This window comes from Sporocytophaga myxococcoides DSM 11118 (assembly GCF_000426725.1).
GTDB classification, from domain to species: Bacteria; Bacteroidota; Bacteroidia; order Cytophagales; family Cytophagaceae; genus Sporocytophaga; species Sporocytophaga myxococcoides.
Window position 1 is genome coordinate 144969 of the sequence record NZ_KE384560.1, and the last position, 19405, is coordinate 164373.

The window sequence follows — 19405 nt, forward strand, 5'->3', positions numbered from 1 at the left end:
AATGAGAACTGAGTTATTATATAATCCAATTCTGCTTATCCAAAGGTTAGGGGAGTTTTTTTTTGATAAGAAAAGATTAAGGAAGGTCAAAGGCACGCCTGCAGCTTCATTAAGCCTGAATCAACTGGATTCTCTGGAATTCCTTCAAATAATAATGGAGGAGATTGAGGTAAACACGATCTATGATTTAGGTGCTAATGTTGGTACATGGTCTTTGTTAGCAAAGACAATGGTCCCTAAAGCAGCTATTCATGCTTTTGAGCCTATTAAGGAATACCAGGAAAAGTTTTTGGCTAATACAAGGAAGGTTGATAATGTTCGCCTTCATAAGATTGGCATCGGAAATATGAATGGTGAAATGAGTATGCATATTGCAGGTCATTCATCAAGTTTTCTTGAAATTACTGAAGCTATAACAAACATTTTTCCCAATGAAAGAAAGACCGGTGAGGTCTTTACTCCTGTCAGAAGGTTGGATGATTATGTTCATGAAAATAATTTACCATATCCACAGCTGATGAAACTTGATGTTGAAGGATATGAGCTTGAAGTTTTAAAAAATGCTTCAGAATGTTTGAAGAGATGTCAATATCTGATTCTGGAAGTAAGTTTCTCCGAAAGGCATAAAGGACAGGCTTTATTCCATGAAATAATTTCTTTCCTGGGAAAGAATAATTTTTATGCATATGCTTTCCCTTGCAACATGCATGTGGGGCAACCAATTACAGTTACAGATATTTTGTTCAAAAAGCAGGAGGAGTTGTAAATGAAAATTGGTCTTGTTGCTTGTTTCATAGGCGATTTGCCAGGTTATTACCCATATTTTTTATTAACTGCAAATAATAATCCATCGATCGATTTTTTTATCATAAATGATCAGTTAACTGAAAATAAACATGACAAGAATATTCATTTCGTGAAAATGAATTTAAAGGATATTGAAGATAAGGTATCATTAAAACTTGGTAGGACATTCACGATTCACAATAGCTGGAAGTTAAATGATTATAAGCCCTCGATCGGTTTGGTCTTTGAAGACCTACTGAAAGAGTTTGACTATTGGGGCTGGTGTGATCTAGATATTATCTGGGGTAATCTTACCAATTTCTTATCTGAAGAAAAATTGAAGAATATTGATGTGTTTTCTACAAAGGAAAATTGGACTGCGGGGCATTTTACTCTTTTTAGAAATGATAGAAAAATTAATCAATTATTTCTTCAAAACCCTCAGGTGTATGACATGTTAAATTCTGAAATATACTATGCATTTGAGGAGTGCTGCCATAGATGGGATGGGAAGTTTCGCTTGATTGATGAACTTGTCTCTGAAGGAAAAATGGTTAGCATGTTTGACATAGTTCAGAATGCGATGCATAATGGAAGCATTAGCGCAAAGTTCGGAGAAGAGATAAGAGAGTATCCCGATAAAATAAATTATGCATATTCGAATGGTAAGCTTATAGATCTTTCTGATGGAAAGGAGTTAATGTATTATCATCTGATTACTGTAAAGAAAATCTGGAGGTTTTTTATTCCGCTGTTAAAACCTGGAACCGAAGAATTATATATTTCCCCTTTTGGAATAAGATCAAATTTTGATTCAGGATTTTTGGGGAAAGGTATATGGTTTTATAGGCGGTTGAGATATTGCATCAAAGGCATTAAGAAAAGCTTTGTCAGGGAAGGAGTTTTAAGTATCCTTAAAAGAAAGGTAGGGTTTGGAGAATGATTATAATTTGTAATAAACCTGGACAATTGGGGAATAGATTAATCGTCTTTGCTTCATTCATAGCCTTTGCAAGAGAACATAATCTGAAATTGTTGAATCCTGCATTTGATGAATATACAGTTTACTTTGACGGCAGCGGACCTGCAGTGAGTATGTATCCGAGAGCATCAAAAAGCTGGTTCAGCCTGTATAAATTAAGGAGAATAAATTACTTCTTCTTTTACTACTTATTTGCAGTTATAAAGAGACTTAGATTTTTCAATGGTTTTATAAAAACTATTGCTATTTCGGAAAACGAAGAGCTTGATATAGAAACCAATAAAATTTTAAAAGAAAGCAAAGGTAAAATCATACTGGTTAAGGGTTGGAAGTTCAGGGCTAATACGCTGTTGGTAAAAAACAGGAATGAAATAATTAAATATTTTATTCCTTCAGAAAAGTATTTCTCAAGAATAGAATCATATGCTGAGAAAGTAATTAAATCAGGTACCAGAATTTATGTAGGAATACATATCAGAAGAGGGGATTATAAGAGTTTTGAGAATGGGATTTACTATTATTCGGATGAACAGTATTTACAACAGATTAAAAGAGTAAGCCAATTATTGAAAGCAAGAGACTTAACTTTTATCTTATGTTCGAATGAAACCCTAAACCTTGATTACTTTAGGCAAAATAATCTTTCTGTCGAAACAGGCCCAGGTTTTGAACTTGATGACTTATACACATTAAGTAAATGTGATTACATTATCGGGCCACCAAGCACCTTTACAATGTGGGCCTCGTTTTATGGGGAGAAACCATTATATATGATTAAAAATCCTCAAACCCTTTTCGAACTAAAGGATTTCGAAGTAATAAATGAATTCTAAGTTAAATAAGATATCTATCATCACTCCATCATATAATCAGGGAATTTACCTGGAGGAAACTATATTGTCGGTACTCAATCAGAACTATCCAGATGTAGAGCTTATTATTATAGATGGTGGAAGTAAAGATAATTCGCTTGAAATTATACAGAAGTATAGTTCAGGATTATCTTATTGGGTAAGTGAGCCGGACAGCGGACAAAGCGAGGCGATCAATAAAGGCTTTGATAAAGCTACCGGTGATATATTAATGTGGTTGAACAGTGATGATGTTCTCCTTGAAGGATCATTAAGTAAGATCAATGAACTCTTCAATCAGAACCCCGATATAGATATTATTCATGGCCAGTCACTTCTTTTCGGAGATGATATAAAGAATCAAATTATTGGAAAAGATGATGTTGATCTTGAATACAAATATCTGGCATATATTCCTTTTCCCCAACCAGCATCATTCTTGAGAAGGAAAGTGTTGAACAACCTGTTAAGAGTAAATACATCTTTGCATTACGGGATGGATTTTGATCTTTATGTCAGAGCTTATCTTCAGGGATTTCAGTTTATGAAAGTAGATTACTTATTTTCTAAATATCGCATTCATAAATCCAGCAAGTCTAATGATGATTTAAAATTTGCTGCAGACTGGGCAAAAATATTTTCTTCTGTAGCAAGGTCCTTAAAAGGTAATGAAGAAATCATTAAAATTTTAAAGGATGCTGAGCTGTATACTTTTGATAATAGCACCTACGATGTAACTCAAAAACTGAGTGCTGAGCATTTAAAGAAATCTTTACTGTACCATCTGTATATTCAGGCTCATTATAACTATAGCGCTCTGGAACTCGTGAGAGCTTTCAAGCTATGTAAGATTATAGAACGGACAGATCCGTTGTTTTACAGGGATATGAAATTATCTGCACTTAGTTTCAGATCACTTTATTTTCCTAAATCTTTGATATCCTTCCTAAGAAAATTAACCAGAAATTAATGTTAATATCTGTTATAATACCTGCATACAATAGGGGGGATATAATTATCAGAACCTTAAATTCAATATTAAATCAAAATTTTAAAGATTTTGAAGTAATAGTTGTGGATGATGGTAGCACTGATAATACAGAAGGAAAGGTGAAGACTCTAAATGATTCAAGGATTGTTTATATAAAGAAAAAAGTTAATGAAGAAAGAGGGGCAGCACGAAATACAGGTATTCTTGCAGCAAGCGGAGATTATATAACATTTGTGGATTCAGATGATCTCTTCTATGAGAATCATTTTTTGACAGCATATACCTCTATCTTAGGGTTTAATAGGCCAGAAGTTTTTTGCCAGAGATATGAGGTAAAGAATGAGGTTGGAAAGCTATTATGGCAAATGGATGAAATGAATGAGCACATTAATGAAAAGCTGATAGAAGGAAATTTTTTAAGCTGTAATGGCGTTTTCCTGAGAAAAGATATAGCTATAAAGAATCTGTTTGTTGAAGACAGAAAGCTTGCAGGGCTTGAAGATTGGGAACTTTGGCTGAGGCTCGCATCAAAGTTCCGGTTCCGGTTTTCTAATATTATAACCTCATCAATGATCAATCATACAGGAAGAAGTGTTTATGATGTAAAACCGGAAATATTAGTTAATAGGTTTGAATTGTTTTTTGAAGTGGTAAGTAACAATAAAGATATTCTGGCTTTTTATGGAAATAGAATAAATAAGTTAAAGGCAAGTAGCTATACATATATTTCTCTTCATCTTGCGATTTCAAAAAGGTATCGATTAAAAAGTATTAAGTATTTATTGATAGGCTTATTGCTTGATCCGTTATTTCTTATGAAAAGAAGATTTTATGCCATTTTAAAATACTTGTTTTAATGGGGGAAAATAAAAATATATTAGTGCTTACTTACTGGAGTTATAATGACGCTCTGGTTCAGACTTATACCCTTCCTTATGTTAAAATAATGAAGGACTTGTGTTTAAAGGATGCTCAGTTATTTCTTGTAACTTTTGAACAGAAGAAGTATCAGGAACTTAACAAGAAATCTGTATCTGAAGACTTACAAAAGAAAGGCCTATCCTGGCTTCCTCTTACTTATAATCGTTTTGGATTGAGAGGTATTTTGAGACAGATATTTAATGTTTTATATCTTATCATCTTTTGCAAAATAAAGAAGATAGATACAATCCACTCTTTTTGCACTCCGGCGGGATCTATGGCATATGTCCTTTCAAGATTATTAAATATAGAGCTGATCATTGATAGTTATGAGCCCCATGCAGAAACCATGGTTGAAACAGGAACATGGAAAAGCAATGGTTTAGCATTCAGAATTTTATTTAAGCTTGAACAGTTACAGGGCAAGCGCGCTAAGAAAGTTATCACAACTACTGAAGGCATGAAAGAATATGCTCGGGAAAAATACAAACTTGAGAATACATCTGAGTTCTTTGTAAAACCTGCATGCGTGGATTTGCAGATGTTTGATAAGTCAGCAAAGAAGAATAAAGACCTGCTTAACTCTTTAGATCTGAACAACAAGATCGTTTGTGTTTATGCAGGAAAATTCGGAAGTATGTATTTGGAGCAAGAGGTATTTGATTTCTTTAAAGCAGGACATGATTATTGGAAAGACAAGTTTAAGGTCCTTTTATTGACAAGCCATTCCAAAGAAGAAATTTTAAAATATTGTATGGCATCCAACTTAGATCCGGATGTTGTCATAACCAGGTTTGTACCACATTCTCAAATTCCACTATACATAGGATTGGGAGACTTTGGGCTTACGCCCTTTAAACCTGTTCCATCTAAAAGATATGGTTCTCCAATTAAAACAGGTGAGTATTGGGCCATGGGATTACCTGTAGTTATTACAGAATTTATTTCGGACAATTCAGAGCTTATAGAACAAAATGGAATAGGTAGTATATTGAGGAAATTCAACCCGGAAGGATATATTTCTGCAATAAGAGAAATAGATTCAATTCTGAAGACAGATCAAGAAGCGTTGTTTTACAAGATCAGATCAGTGGCCGAAAAATACAGATCTTATGATATTGCCAAAAAAGTTTATCAGCAGGTTTATTGTGGCTAATTCTGGCTTTCTAAAGACATCCTTTGACCTTTCCTCTCAGACTTTTTTTCTCTTTGTTTATAATAATTATTTATGATAAAAAGAGCTGACATATAAAACGACATCATTGGTGTTTTATATCTAACAAGGCTACCGAAGTTGTAAGTAGAAACGCCGACTGCAAATGAAAATGTGAGGGCAAACAATAGAGCAAATTGTAAGTAAGGATCACTGTTAATGACTCTAAATAGACTTACCGGCCCTTTCCTGAAAACATAAAGTGTGAAAATTAAAAATATGAGACTTTCTAACGAAGAAAGCGTCATTACTATATTTTTGGATTCCCAGGGATAAGGCCTGAACAAAGTAACCCACACAGCAGAAGGTGCTATTTTTAACATTCCTGATAATGATGCATCATAGGTTCCCAGTGTGTAATAAGAACCACCTTCCTTAACACTTACATATGAAATCCAACTGGAAGTTTTTTTAGCAGTCTGAACGAAGTTGTCAAGACTATATCTTGAATCAGTTTCTGAAAGCTTTGATATTGCCAAAAAAGCAAGGGTAAAACCGGTAACAAGGAAGACTGGTTTTATAAAAAGTCTTAATGTTCTGGATCTGATTTTAAAGTTAAAATAGACAAAGAGATAAATTAAAGCAGCCGGAATGAAGCACAGGGCTATATATATTTTAACTGATTTCAGGACAAACAACATTATTAAAATGATCCCTAGATATAATGTTTTCCTTTCCTTTAATATGAAATACTTGAGGAAATAGCTGAAGGCAAAAGAAAGTGCCGCAAGAGTCAGGCTATCTTTCATTAGTCCGGATCCCCAGAAGGAAACAGATGGGATAAAAAATATACTAATGGCCAGTTCTTTGTGGAGAGTAGGGTATATCTTAATCAATGTAACATACATTTTCCACAAGCCGCTGAAACTGATAATTGCAAAGAAAAGACCGATAATACTATATGTTCCAAACGAAAATACAGAAAGGATTGCACCTATTCTGATTAGGAAATAGCTGGATGGATCCTGAGAAAAATAAAGATTGCTTGTATGCTGAAGAATCTGATAGTTAAAATTATTAATGTCAAGGAATATCAGCTTCAAAGCTTCTTCCGGTGAGGAAAAAAAGAGATCGAAAATGTATTTTATATCGTGAAAATAATTAAAAGTATCACCTCCGGAATAGTAAAATTGATAAATTATGCCAAGGAATAAAGCTCCGATCAGTTTTAAAGATAATCCATATATAAAGTATTTTTTATCATCAGACCTTTTTACAAATTTTGTTCTGTAAAAAAAAGCCACGAGGTATATTAGAATTAAGTAAACCGGAGTGAGTAATAAATCCTGAATTCCGAGCATTTTCTCTTTTGAATTGGGTCGTAGGTGCTTGCCAGAGCTATAATCCTAGCAATTTACACAAATCTGATTCTCAATAACGAAATTTTTAACCTTATAATATTTTTGCAGACATTATAAGGCTTAGTTTAAATCTTACTAGAGGAAGGGTAATTTAAAACTTATTGCAGAGGCGTTTCCAATGAGATTTTTTTATGGTGTTGATCTTTAAGTTTCAAGAAAGGGCTTTCGAAATATCTGAAGCTTAATATACTGAGAATAAGGGTAAGTCCTATGCAGAAAAGCATTCCTGGATAAAAATAGGCCCACAAATAACTATAATCGATTTTAAATACAATCAGTAATTTTTGAAGAACCATAATGGAAATTAAATGATAGGCGTAGAAACCATAACTTATAGTACCCAGTTTTTCAAGGTATGGAATTGTACCGGCTTTGAATCCCTTTAAGGAGAACGATTGGTGAAATATGATCAGTATAAAGAATATTGATATGATCATCCTGTTCAAAATATTTATGGAATAATAGGCATTGCATATTTCTTTTTGAAAACCTACATAGATGATAAAGCTCAGATATAGAAGAATAATAGTAAGGTTGCTGGTGTCAATTATGTACTTTTTTATACTTGGAAATAATTTTAAAAGAGTAGCACCAAGACAACCTACCAATATATCATTCATTACAGAAAGCGAATGAAAATAAAGCAGATGCTCATTTGAAAGATAGGTAAATCTGAATACTAATGAAATTGCTATGAAAATGATTAGCAATATTGAAAGTCTTTTTAATGGGAATAATATAAACATAAGAGGCCAGAATAGATAGAATTGCTCTTCTACACAAATAGACCACATAATGCCTGCCAGGTCGCAACCCATTCCTGAGAAGTTTGTATATGCTCTGTCCAAATTACCTACGAAGGCGAAATACCATGGAGCGTGGGTAGCAAATACTTGTAAAGAAAAATTGTTACTTATGATGGGGTAGATACTAAATGCAATGAATAGGATTAGAAAATAAATAGGCCAGATCCTTAAGATTCTTTTATAGTAGAAACTTTTCAAAGAAATCTTACCTGTCGATTCCTGTTCATTTATGAGTAAATGAGTGATTAGAAATCCACTTAAAACAAAAAAGAAATTTACACCTAGGCTGCCTTTCTGTATAATATTCTGATATATAAATAGGCCGATTGGATGATCGTATACTTGTTTATAATTAATATAGTTGAAATAGTGTATAAGGAAAACGAAGAGCGCAGAGATGAATCTCAGAGCATTGAGATTGGGAATAATTTGCTTCTCGTGTTTTTCTTTAAGCATGGTCTGACTTATTAGTAGCATTCATGGAGTGCAAATATATTTGATTTTTATAATATGATATAAGAAACATAATCTCCTTGCAGATACATAAATTCTTCATAATTAAGTTATGAATGCATTTGAGTAAAGATGGCCTATGGGAAAAATTCGACTTACTGCTTTTCTTCATTTTTAGCAATAAAGAAGGTGATGCTTTTTTATTGTCAAATAATAGGAGTATAAATTTCAGGAAAGATTTACGTTTAAATAAAAATCGGAAAATGGAGTTAATTTTTTATTACTTTTCCGAAAGTATATTCAGGAATCGTTTATATATGCCGAAAGTCCTCTTCTTAATCCCTTATCCCTTAAATTCCGCTCCTTCTCAAAGATTCCGTTTTGAACAATATATTCATCTATTAAAAGCAAATAATATAGTACCTGTTTTCCAGTCATTTATTGGACAGGAGACATGGAGTATTCTGTATTCCAAAGGAAATTTGTACTTAAAAATTAATGGTTTCTTCTCTGGTTTTTTCAGAAGAATTACCTTATTAACTACAGCATTCAGGTATGAATATGTTTTCATTCACAGGGAAGCTTCTCCTGTCGGCCCACCAGTCTTTGAATGGTTTTTTGCCAAAGTACTTAGAAGAAAGATTATTTATGATTTCGATGATGCTATTTGGATGGCTCAGACAGGTAAGGAAAATTTTCTAACTAAAGTGGCAAAGAATCCTGGCAAGGTTAATAAAATCATCAAGTGGTCTTATAAGATTAGTTGTGGTAATTCTTACTTGAAAAATCATGCACAGGAGTTCAATAAGAATGTAATGATTAACCCGACAACCATCGATACCGAAGGACTTCATTTTAAACTAAAAGATCAAAATACTGACGAGGTGGTAATTGGCTGGACTGGCACACATTCCACAATGATTTACCTCGAACAGGCAATTCCTTTTCTGAGAAAATTATATCAGATTAAAGAATTTAAGTTGTTAGTCATATCCAATCAAAAACCTGATTTTGAATTTCCTCAGATGAAGTTTGTTAAATGGAACGAACAGACTGAGCAGGAGGATCTCCTTGCTATGAATATAGGCATTATGCCCCTTGCTGATAACGAATGGACGAGAGGCAAATGTGGATTTAAAGCATTGCAGTATATGGCGCTTGGAATTCCCGCTCTAGTGTCTCCTGTCGGCGTAAATACCGAAATTGTAGACCATGGGATCAATGGTTTTGTATGTGATTCTGAAATAGATTGGCTAAAGCATCTCACAGATCTTATTGATAACGCTCAGCTGCGTTCTGAAATGGGTAAAAAAGCCAGGGAAAAAATTGTAAATAAATATTCCGTAAAATCAAATCAGGAGAATTTCTTAAGTTTATTTTCTTAATAAAAAATTATGCCTGCTTACTTTGTCATATCGCTGGATTTTGAATTACTATGGGGGGTAAAAGACCATCGTACTAAGGCCGATTATGGTGAAAATATTTTAGGAGCTCGTAAGGCTATTCCATTAATGCTTGAACTTTTTGAAAGAAAAAAAATTCATGTATCCTGGGCCACTGTTGGTTTTTTGTTTTGTGATAATAAAAAAGACCTGTTAAATTCCTTTCCTCAAGTAAAGCCAGAATACCAGAATACGAAGTTATCCAACTATAACCAGTTGGCAGATCTCGGTGAAGATGAACAAAGTGATCCATACCATTATGGGAAATCATTGATTCGTCTCATTCAAACAAAAAAATATCAGGACCTAGAAACGCATACATTTTCCCATTACTATTGTCAGGAGCCCAATAAGCAGGAAAGAGCATTTGAAGCAGATATCAAAGCTGCTGTGCTTGCTGCAGAAGGATTAGGCGTTAAAGTTAAATCTATTGTATTTCCGAGAAATCAGGTGAATAGGGAGTATCTCCAAGTACTTGCTGATAATGGTATAATAGCTTATCGTGGTAATCCTTCTTCCTACTATTACGATGCAAATAGCCAGAAAGAAAATACTATGTTTAAAAGAATTATAAGGCTGCTGGATTCATATTTCCCATTAATAAAAAAATCCACTCCTTCTTTTAAGAAAATTAATCCGGAAGTGCCTGTAAATATTGCTTCGAGCAGATTCCTCAGACCATATTCTTCGAAGCTCTTCTTTCTGGAAAGGTTGAAAATAAAAAGGATAAAATCAGAAATGTATCAGGCTGCAATATCAAATGAAATTTATCATCTTTGGTGGCATCCCCATAATTTTGGAAAATCGACAAATCGAAACATGGAACAACTGGAGGAGCTGCTGGACTGGTATACTTATCTGAACAAACAATTTGGAATGGCATCAGCAAGTATGACTGAGTTGGCTACAGATGTTTTAAACAAGCATAAGCAATTATGATGGGGCAAAAGATCATATTGCTAGCAGTAGATTGCGACTTCACAAATATGATTTATCATGCATTAAAAGAATCATATCCTAACATTGAAGTGATCATTGAAGAGCCAGTATCCAAAGGAAAACTGATCAGAGGAAGAATTCGGAAATTGGGATTGTTCAAAGTATTTGGCCAGCTTGTTTTTCAGGTAGGAGTTTATCCTTTTTTAAAGAGAAGAGCTCAGGCAAGAATCAAAGCGATACTAAATAAAGCAGGCATGTCATCAGAGTCGATTCCTCCTGGGATAGTGAAAAAGATTGGGTCCGCAAACAGTAATGAATCAATTGACTTGATAAAAGCCAAAGCTCCGGATCTCATTATCATCAATGGAACAAGGATTTTGTCAGAAAAATTTGTTAAGACCTTTCAGGGGAAAATAATGAATATTCATGCGGGGATTACTCCCACATACAGAGGGGTTCATGGAGGGTATTGGGCTCTTATCAATAACGATCCGGAAAACTGTGGCACTACCGTGCATTTTGTCGATTCCGGAATTGATACGGGAAGCATACTTGCTCAGGACAAAGTGGAGGTTGAACAAGAGGATAATTTTGCAACCTATCCGTATTTGCAGTTTGTGAAGGGAATCAATCTCCTGCTGAGTTCGATGGATAAATTTTTTGAAGGCAACCTGAAAGTTATTTCGGCTGAGTCTGCAAAATCAGCATTATGGTACCACCCGACATTCATTGAGTATTTTTATTATTGGAAAACAAAAAAAGTTAAATAGTTTTAAGAAAAGTTTTAGCTTTAACGCAAATGCAAAATATTTCTAAACTGGATCCAATTGACAGGCAGATACTGGAGAAGCTGCAAGCAAATGCTAAAATTACTAATTCTCAATTAGCTCAGGAAATCGGCCTTTCCCCCGCACCCACTTTGGAGAGGGTTAGAAAATTAGAGAATGCAGGACTGATTAAAAGTTATCATGCTCAGGTAGATACAGAAAAACTAGGACTTGGAGTAGGTATATTTATTCTCATCTCACTTTCAAGTCATAAAAAAAATCAGATTAAATCTTTTGTTGATAAAATAAACAAGATTCCTGAAGTTATTGAGTGCCATCATATTACCGGGTCAGGTGATTTCCTGTTAAAAGTGCTGACTCATAATATTTCCAGTTATCAGGAGTTGATCCTTGAAAAGCTTGTGGATATTGAAGAAATCGGGAATATGCAGTCAATGGTAATCCTTTCCACATACAAGGATTCTAAAGTAATGCCCATTCTTTAACTGCTTGAAAATAAAAAACACGCATTGTGTTAATGCGTGTTCGTAAAATTTATTTTTTCTTTTTGTCTTTCTTCTTTGGAGGGTCAAGATATTCCTTTGCTTCTTTATAAAGAGGATCTTTCTTCTCAGCCCTTTTCATCAAGGTTTTATAATACCTCTTTGCAGTTTCATAGTCTTTTTCTTCGTGAGCGATCTGCGCCAGATTAGATAAAGAACTCAGATAGTAGTAGGAGTCAGTAAGATTGGTTTTCTCAGAAAAGATAAGCATCCTCTGAAAATAATCTTTCGCTTTTTTATTATCTCTGTAATTGTACTTGTAGACATACCCGAGAAAATAGGCAGCATACCTTCCTGCTCTCTCTTCATAACCCGGATATTTTTGGTCAAGCTTATTAAGAATCTCAAGCGATGCGACTTCAGCTTCATTCCGCTGACCATTTACGAATGCCAGCATTGCATACATTCTCTGAAAGTAAGGATTGTCTGGGAAAGTTGTAGACAGATACCTGGCAATCGGAAATGCTTTTGCGTAGTTTTCTTCTTCCAGGTAGTGAATTCTCATTAAGAAATACTGAGCCTCAATCCTCGTATAAAATGCGTTGTATGAAACTTCTTTGAGCTGCTTCATGCCCAGCTCTTTATTCCCGTCCGGAAAAAATGCCAGCACTGGACGCAGTAAAGGATATTCTTCTTTAATCCATACTTCGTAGTAGTTGAAAAGAGCTTTTCCAAATAAGAATTCGGCGGTAAGGGTATTGTTGTCAGAGTATTTACTTAGGTAGTATAAAGCTTCTTTACCAGCAAAAGCAGCTTTGCTGTATTTTTTTCTTTCTCCGTAAAGCCTGCCTTTAAACCCATAAGCACCGGATAGAAAGAAGGCAGCTTCGTAATTCTCTTCATTTTGTTCAAAAAGCTCTTTCGCAACTGTTATAGAAGAGTCCATGTATGCCTCAAATGTTGCATCATAAGCTTCATTATCAATATTGGGCATTATTTTCCACCAGGTGCTTAGTCCCATCAGGAAATAAGGCATGGGGTGCCAAGGCCATTTCTCTTTAAATTCCCTGAATTTTTTTTCAGCAAAATCAAATTTGAAATTATACATCGCGTTCACTGCATCTGTTGCTTCAAGCTGCAGAAATTCGTCAGACAATAGCATATTTGAATTTTGCTTTGGCTGAGCAATGAGAGTAGTTCCTGTAAAGGAAATAATAAATAAAAAGAATAAAAGTGCTTTACGCATTATCAAAAGAGTCCTTCAATTTTTTACAAAATGACTAATAAGGATTTAACCATATCCCCTCATTAAACGAGGAAGGCTTAAAATTTAACGCTTTAAATTATGAATATTTTTTTTGAAACAATAACTATTCATGAAACGTGCCATTTTTTGGTATATATTTAATACGAATAAATCATTAACCGTTGAAAAATCCCTTAATCATAATAATCAATCATTTGAATTGTGCTCATGTGTTGATTCTGATGAATGATTTTTTTATTGCTTAATCCCATTTAACTCATTCAATTCTTTATATGGATTTTAGTTTACTTAAAGAACTTTGCTCAGTTCATGCACCTTCTGGAAATGAGATTGCAATGAAAGAATTTCTTATTGCATATATCACGTCCAATCAGCACAGCTGGAAAGTTAAGCCTCACATTATCCAAGGCGATGAATTTCAGGATAGTTTTTTACTTGTCTTTGGAAGTCCTGTTACAGCTGTATTTGCACACATGGATTCAATAGGTTTTACAGTAAGATATGGCCACCAGCTTGTTCCGATCGGCGGTCCGGAACAGAAGTCGGGATATAAACTTAGAGGCAGTGACAGTCAGGGAGAGATTCTTTGTGAAATGGAAGTTAGCAAAGAGGAGGATATTACCTATAAATTTCCCCGACAGATAGACCGTGGAACAGAGCTTGTATTCGACTGTAATTTCAGAGAAGATCTGCATTATGTTCAATCATGCTATCTCGACAACAGGCTTGGTGTTTTTAACGCTTTGAAGCTGGCAGAAACACTTGAAAATGGAATTATTGCATTTTCATGCTGGGAAGAACATGGAGGAGGTTCTGTCTCAGTACTTGCGAAATATGTATATGAAAATTATAAAGTTCGCCAGGCACTGATTTCAGATATTACCTGGATTACCGAAGGTGTGAGGCATGGACAAGGTGTGGTTATTTCCATGCGTGACAGAAGTATTCCCCGAAGAAGTTATTTAAATAAGGTAATAAATCTGGCTAAAACATCCGGAATACCATTTCAGCTAGAAGTGGAAGCATTTGGGGGAAGTGATGGAAAGGAATTGCAATCATCTCCATATCCTTTCGATTGGGTATTCATCGGAGCTGCAGAAGACAACGTCCATTCGCCTGATGAAAAGGTTCATAAAGAGGATATTACTTCAATGATTGAAATGTATAAGTTCTTACTGAAAAATCTCTGAAGAGGCAAGAGAAAGGTTTCCTTATGTATCATTTATCACTAAATGGGGTATGGAAATTTTTGTACCTTTAGGATAATTGAGATTTTAACATTTTAGCTTTTGGCCAGGGCCAATGAAAATATTAGATAAGGAATTTGAAATTTTTATCCCAAAGGAAAAAATTCAACAGAGAATTCAGGAATTGGCAAACGATCTTTCATACAAAATGGAAGGGAAAGACCCTTTGTTTGTTGCCATATTAAATGGAGCATTTATGTTTGCTTCAGATTTATTTAAGGAAATTTCCATTCCTGCCAGAATTACTTTTATCAAAACGGCTTCCTATGAAGGCACCGAAACTACAGGAAGTGTTCAAAAACTGATCGGACTGAAGGAAAATATTAAAGGACAGCATTTGGTCCTTGTAGATGATATTTTTGATACTGGCCTCACCATGCAGGCTGTTTGTGAAGAAATGAGAAAGCAAAATCCTGCATCTATTTCAATTTTAACTTTACTTGACAAGGTCTCTAAACATAAAACGGATTTAAAGATTGATTTTAAAGGATTCGAGATTCCTGATAAATTTGTATTGGGTTACGGCCTCGATTACAATGGCTATGGAAGAAATTTAAAGGATATTTATGCATTAGCCGACTGAATAAAGATTTAAATCATTAATTTTAGCCCCTCAAAAAGAAAACGAAACTATGTTGAACATCATTCTATTTGGACCTCCTTACGCAGGTAAAGGCACTCAAAGCCAGAATATCATTGAAAAGTATGGTTTGATTCACCTTTCTACAGGCGATTTATTAAGAGCAGAAATGAAGGAAGGTACTGAGTTAGGTAAAAGCGCTCAGAAGCTCATTAATGATGGTTTGCTTGTTCCTGACGAGGTAGTTATCGGAATGATCAACAACAAAATAAAAAGCAACAAATCGTCAAAAGGCTTCATTTTTGACGGATTTCCAAGAACAGTTCCTCAGGCAGGTGCATTAGACCACCTTTGTGTCGAAAATGGTATTACCGTTGATGCAGTAATCGGACTTACCGTAGAAAAAGATGAGCTAACTAAAAGAGCTGTACTTAGAGGTCAGACATCTAACAGGGCGGATGATAAAGATCCGGTAGTAATCAGCAAGAGAATAGTTGTTTATCAGGAAGAAACAGCTCCCGTTGCAGACTATTATCGCAAAAAGGGTATCTACAAAGAAGTAGACGGAATGAATTCCATTGAACAGGTGTTCAAAGATATTTCCAAGATATTGGATTTAGTAAAACAGTAATTAAAGGAGGAAATTCCTCCTTACTTTATATTCTTAAAGCTATTTCATTTGGCTTCTTCAAATTTTATTGATTACGTAAAAATCTGCTGCAGATCTGGAGCAGGAGGTGCAGGTTCTGTTCATTTTCGACATGAAAAATTTGCAGATATGGGTGGTCCCGATGGTGGAAATGGTGGTCATGGCGGTCATATTATTCTTAGGGGAAACTCTCAGCTCTGGACATTACTCCATCTAAAATACCGAAAACATGTTATTGCTGAGCCTGGTCAGAAGGGTGAAGGCGGAAGACGTACCGGAGCCAGCGGCGAACATGTAATTCTCGATGTTCCGCTGGGTACTGTTGCCAAAGATGCAGAAAGTGGAGAGTTTATGGTAGAAATAAGCGAACATGGGCAGGAAGTAATACTTGTCCCTGGCGGTAGAGGCGGATTGGGGAATGATCATTTTAAAACACCTACCGTTCAGGCGCCGAGAACAGCACAACCGGGGGAGCCTGGGATTGAACAGTGGGTGGTTCTTGAGCTGAAACTTTTGGCAGATGTTGGTCTCGTGGGATTTCCAAATGCAGGAAAATCTACCCTATTATCCAAAGTCTCTGCTGCTAAACCTGAAATCGCAGATTATCCATTTACCACACTTACGCCCAATCTTGGAGTTGTAAGCTATAGGGATGACAAGTCATTTGTTATGGCAGATATCCCGGGAATTATTGAAGGGGCATCTGAAGGGAGAGGTCTGGGACTGCGTTTTTTAAGACACATAGAAAGAAATTCTATTTTACTTTTTCTTGTTCCTTCAGATAGCAAGGACATAAAAGCAGATTACAATGTTCTTTTAAACGAATTGAGAGAATTTAACCCGGAACTGCTTGATAAAAAGAGAATTTTGGGAATCTCTAAAACCGACCTGCTTGATGAGGAACTTGAAAATCTGATAGAAAAGGAACTTCCTAATGTACCTTTCGTCATGTTTTCATCCTACACAGGGAATGGGCTGATGAAGTTAAAAGATCTGATATGGCGCACATTAAATGAATAATGTCATCTTGTCAGTGCGAATTCTTTTGGCAAAATAATTGAATCTCCACTGCCAATGTCTTTTTCCAATTAAGTGGAAATATAATTTATAATTGAAAACCTAGCGATATAAGTAATGATACCGGAAGAAAAGAACGAACAAAAAGATTTTCAGACAGAAAATGCGGATCAGGAGACTGTAACTTCGGAAGGAAAAGAAAATACTGAAGGAACTTCTCAGGGGGCAAATGAGGTTGAAACTTTGAAAAAGGAAAATGAGGAATTGAAAGATAAATATCTGAGATTATATTCCGAGTTTGACAATTTCAGAAGAAGAACCTCAAAAGAACGCGTTGAACTTTTGAAAACTGCGGGGGAGGATGTTCTTACTAGCTTACTGCCAGTATTAGATGATTTTGAAAGAGCATCAGTATCAATGGCAAAAGCTACTGAAGTTTCCGCAATCAAAGAAGGAGTTTCCCTTATTCATAATAAAATATATAAAACCCTTGAGCAAAAAGGTCTTAAAGTAATGGAAGATCAGAGGGGAAAAGAGTTTAACAGCGAAATTCATGAAGCTATTACTCAAATTCCGGCTCCCACACCAGACCTTAAAGGCAAAATTGTTGATGTTGTAGAAAACGGATATTATCTGAATGAAAAGGTGGTTCGTTTTGCAAAAGTTGTTATCGGAGCATAAAAAATGGCTAAAAGAGATTACTACGAAATTCTTGGTGTTTCTAAATCTTCAAGTGCTGAAGAGATAAAGAAAGCCTACAGAAAAATCGCAATTAAATACCATCCTGACAAAAATCCTGATGATCCTTCCGCTGAAGAAAAATTCAAGGAAGCTGCGGAAGCCTACGAGGTATTAAGCAGCCCCGAGAAGAAGCAAAGGTATGACCAGTTTGGTCATCAGGGAGTTGGCGGCGGCTTCGGCGGTGGCGGCGGCATGAACATGGACGATATCTTCTCTCAGTTCGGGGATATTTTCGGGGGCGGAAGTCCTTTCGAAAGTTTCTTCGGTGGAGGTGGTGGTAGAGGTGGACGTGCGCAGCGCAGAGGAAGTAATCTCAGAATAAAGCTTAAGCTTACCCTTCAGGAAATAGCTCAGGGTGCCGAAAAGAAAATAAAAGTAAAGCGCTACGTTGCTTGTGATGATTGCGGCGGAAATGGATCAAAAAATGGCGCAGCGCTTCAGAACTGTCCTGTTTGTCAGGGAACTGGCCAAACCAGGAAAGTGGTGAATACCATGCTTGGACAAATGGTGAGTACGTCTACTTGTCATGCTTGTCATGGTGAAGGAACGACAATCTCTCAGAAATGTCCGACATGTGAGGGAGAAGGAAGAGTGCTGAAGGAAGAAGTGATAAGCATAAAAGTACCTGCCGGTGTGGCTGAAGGTATGCAATTGAGCATGTCTGGTAAAGGTAATGCCCCAAATCGCGGAGGAATACCTGGCGATCTCCTTATATTAATAGAAGAAGTTGAAGATGAGCTGTTAAAAAGAGATGGGCAAAACATTATTTATGAGCTATATATCAGCTTTATAGATGCAGTTTTGGGAACCTCTCTGGAAGTGCCAACAATTGAAGGTAAAGTGAAGATCAAAATAGATCCGGGAACTCAGAGCGGAAAGATATTGAGATTGAAGGAAAAAGGTTTGAGAGAAGTGAACGGATATTCCAAAGGAGATCAACTTATTTATGTAAATGTCTGGACACCACAGACATTATCTAAAGAAGAGAAAAATATCCTTACTTCTCTGAAAGATTCTGAAAGCTTCAAGCCTAATCCGGGAAAGCATGATAAAGGCTTCTTTGAGAAAATGAAAGAATTCTTTTAAGCTAAAAGCAAAAAGTTAAAAAGGTTGAAGTTGTCCAAATGGTTAATTTCAACCTTTTTATTTATATAGGTATTTATATAGATCAACCTTATGTATTTTTGCTTTAAGTTTTCAGATTTCAGCTTTTCGCATTTTTCTTCCTTTTTACAAAATCCAAAGATGCCGAATTCATACAATACCTGAGGCCTGTCGGCTTTGGCCCATCTTCAAATACATGTCCGAGGTGAGCGTCACAGCGGTTGCATCTGACTTCCACTCTGTCACCATCTTCCAGATATTTTACATGTGTTTTGTCAATTGGTTGCCAGAAACTTGGCCAGCCTGTGCCTGAATCAAATTTTTGGTATGAGCTAAAAAGGCTGTTTCCGCAACAGATGCATTTGTAAATACCTTTTTCTTTATTTTTATCATACTTATTATTAAATGGAGGTTCAGTTCCCTGTTCTCGGGTAACAGTATATTGCTCAGGCGTTAACTGCCTTTTCCATTCCTCATTAGATTTAGCTACGGTATCTGTCTGATTGAAGTTTTGGAATTTCGGAAATTGACTGGTTTGAGAACATCCGGTAAATAGACGAAGTACGATGGTTACCAAAACAAGGTTTTTCATATTAATAGAGCGATCTGTGCAGGATCAACTACGCACAAGTGCTTAGGTTTGAATTTAGAATGGGGAATAAAAAAGACGAAGATTTCAACAAAAGCATGCCTTTTTTAGTTTGGTACGTCTAAAATAGTAGAACTTTCCAATAAAAATTTGTATATTTCTGACTGGTATCAATGATTAAATAAGAATAGTCATA

At 35.5% G+C, this 19405-nt stretch carries 20 protein-coding genes; 16 read left to right on the forward strand and 4 right to left on the reverse strand.

What is annotated here, in order from left to right:
- Position 1: 1 nt before the first annotated feature.
- The 6 genes from K350_RS0118915 to K350_RS0118940 are packed head-to-tail and all read left to right on the forward strand — an operon-like array spanning position 2 to position 5687.
- A complete protein-coding gene (locus K350_RS0118915) occupies positions 2-766 on the forward strand; it encodes an FkbM family methyltransferase (RefSeq protein WP_028981231.1) in 765 nt (254 codons plus the stop codon).
- Positions 767-1729: a DUF6625 family protein gene (locus K350_RS0118920; RefSeq protein WP_028981232.1), complete on the forward strand. Its 963-nt coding sequence runs from the start codon at positions 767-769 to the stop codon at positions 1727-1729.
- Positions 1726-2601, forward strand: a complete 876-nt coding sequence (locus K350_RS0118925) for an alpha-1,2-fucosyltransferase (protein ID WP_028981233.1) — start codon at positions 1726-1728, stop codon at positions 2599-2601. Before K350_RS0118920 ends, K350_RS0118925 begins: the two co-directional genes overlap by 4 nt.
- Positions 2591-3589 (forward strand): glycosyltransferase family 2 protein, encoded by a 999-nt coding sequence (locus K350_RS31480; RefSeq protein ID WP_051313348.1) that lies wholly within the window; start codon positions 2591-2593, stop codon positions 3587-3589. The genes K350_RS0118925 and K350_RS31480 overlap by 11 nt, the downstream gene beginning before the upstream one ends.
- Positions 3589-4467, forward strand: coding sequence for a glycosyltransferase family 2 protein (locus K350_RS0118935; RefSeq protein ID WP_028981234.1), 879 nt, complete (start codon positions 3589-3591; stop codon positions 4465-4467). The genes K350_RS31480 and K350_RS0118935 overlap by 1 nt, the downstream gene beginning before the upstream one ends.
- Positions 4467-5687 (forward strand): glycosyltransferase, encoded by a 1221-nt coding sequence (locus K350_RS0118940; RefSeq protein ID WP_028981235.1) that lies wholly within the window; start codon positions 4467-4469, stop codon positions 5685-5687. The genes K350_RS0118935 and K350_RS0118940 overlap by 1 nt, the downstream gene beginning before the upstream one ends.
- On the opposite strand, the gene K350_RS29535 is transcribed toward K350_RS0118940, so the two are convergent.
- The gene (locus tag K350_RS29535) at positions 5684-7045 is read right to left on the reverse strand and encodes a hypothetical protein (protein WP_156027101.1); all 1362 of its coding nucleotides are present in this window, start codon (positions 7043-7045) and stop codon (positions 5684-5686) included. The two genes, K350_RS0118940 and K350_RS29535, sit on opposite strands and share 4 nt — an antisense overlap.
- Positions 7046-7203: 158 nt before the next feature.
- Positions 7204-8388, reverse strand: coding sequence for an acyltransferase family protein (locus tag K350_RS0118950; protein WP_081671073.1), 1185 nt, complete (start codon positions 8386-8388; stop codon positions 7204-7206).
- Positions 8389-8627: 239 nt separating this feature from the next.
- Between K350_RS0118950 and K350_RS0118955 the strand changes: the two genes are divergently transcribed.
- Genes K350_RS0118955 through K350_RS0118970 form a run of 4 tightly spaced genes read left to right on the forward strand, consistent with a single transcriptional unit; the run spans position 8628 to position 12018 of the window.
- The gene (locus K350_RS0118955; RefSeq protein ID WP_245598677.1) at positions 8628-9749 is read left to right on the forward strand and encodes a glycosyltransferase family 4 protein; all 1122 of its coding nucleotides are present in this window, start codon (positions 8628-8630) and stop codon (positions 9747-9749) included.
- Positions 9750-9758: 9 nt separating this feature from the next.
- The gene (locus K350_RS0118960; protein ID WP_028981238.1) at positions 9759-10745 is read left to right on the forward strand and encodes a polysaccharide deacetylase family protein; all 987 of its coding nucleotides are present in this window, start codon (positions 9759-9761) and stop codon (positions 10743-10745) included.
- The gene (locus K350_RS0118965; protein ID WP_037576419.1) at positions 10742-11515 is read left to right on the forward strand and encodes a formyl transferase; all 774 of its coding nucleotides are present in this window, start codon (positions 10742-10744) and stop codon (positions 11513-11515) included. The genes K350_RS0118960 and K350_RS0118965 overlap by 4 nt, the downstream gene beginning before the upstream one ends.
- Positions 11516-11544: 29 nt before the next feature.
- Positions 11545-12018 carry an Lrp/AsnC family transcriptional regulator gene (locus tag K350_RS0118970; protein ID WP_028981240.1) on the forward strand — a complete coding sequence of 158 codons (474 nt, stop codon included), beginning with the start codon at positions 11545-11547 and terminating at the stop codon, positions 12016-12018.
- A 49-nt stretch (positions 12019-12067) separates the two neighbouring features.
- On the opposite strand, the gene K350_RS0118975 is transcribed toward K350_RS0118970, so the two are convergent.
- A complete protein-coding gene (locus K350_RS0118975; protein WP_028981241.1) occupies positions 12068-13261 on the reverse strand; it encodes a tetratricopeptide repeat protein in 1194 nt (397 codons plus the stop codon).
- A 293-nt stretch (positions 13262-13554) separates the two neighbouring features.
- Here K350_RS0118975 and K350_RS0118980 point away from each other — a divergent pair, with 293 nt between their 5' ends.
- From K350_RS0118980 to dnaJ, 6 genes are all read left to right on the forward strand, one after another.
- Entirely contained in the window at positions 13555-14472 is a 918-nt protein-coding gene (locus K350_RS0118980) for a M20/M25/M40 family metallo-hydrolase (RefSeq protein WP_028981242.1), read from the forward strand.
- A 112-nt stretch (positions 14473-14584) separates the two neighbouring features.
- Positions 14585-15112 carry a hypoxanthine phosphoribosyltransferase gene (gene hpt, locus K350_RS0118985; protein WP_028981243.1) on the forward strand — a complete coding sequence of 176 codons (528 nt, stop codon included), beginning with the start codon at positions 14585-14587 and terminating at the stop codon, positions 15110-15112.
- Between the two features lie 49 nt (positions 15113-15161).
- Positions 15162-15740, forward strand: a complete 579-nt coding sequence (locus tag K350_RS0118990) for an adenylate kinase (RefSeq protein WP_028981244.1) — start codon at positions 15162-15164, stop codon at positions 15738-15740.
- A gap of 48 nt (positions 15741-15788) precedes the next feature.
- On the forward strand, positions 15789-16778 hold the full coding sequence (gene obgE, locus K350_RS0118995) for a GTPase ObgE (protein ID WP_028981245.1): 990 nt from the start codon (positions 15789-15791) through the stop codon (positions 16776-16778).
- Between the two features lie 114 nt (positions 16779-16892).
- The gene (locus K350_RS0119000; protein ID WP_028981246.1) at positions 16893-17456 is read left to right on the forward strand and encodes a nucleotide exchange factor GrpE; all 564 of its coding nucleotides are present in this window, start codon (positions 16893-16895) and stop codon (positions 17454-17456) included.
- A gap of 3 nt (positions 17457-17459) precedes the next feature.
- Positions 17460-18602, forward strand: coding sequence for a molecular chaperone DnaJ (gene dnaJ, locus K350_RS0119005; RefSeq protein WP_028981247.1), 1143 nt, complete (start codon positions 17460-17462; stop codon positions 18600-18602).
- 118 nt (positions 18603-18720) lie between these two features.
- Here the strand turns inward: dnaJ and msrB are convergent, their stop codons facing one another.
- Positions 18721-19212 (reverse strand): peptide-methionine (R)-S-oxide reductase MsrB, encoded by a 492-nt coding sequence (msrB, locus tag K350_RS29540; protein ID WP_037576423.1) that lies wholly within the window; start codon positions 19210-19212, stop codon positions 18721-18723.
- Positions 19213-19405 lie beyond the last annotated feature (193 nt).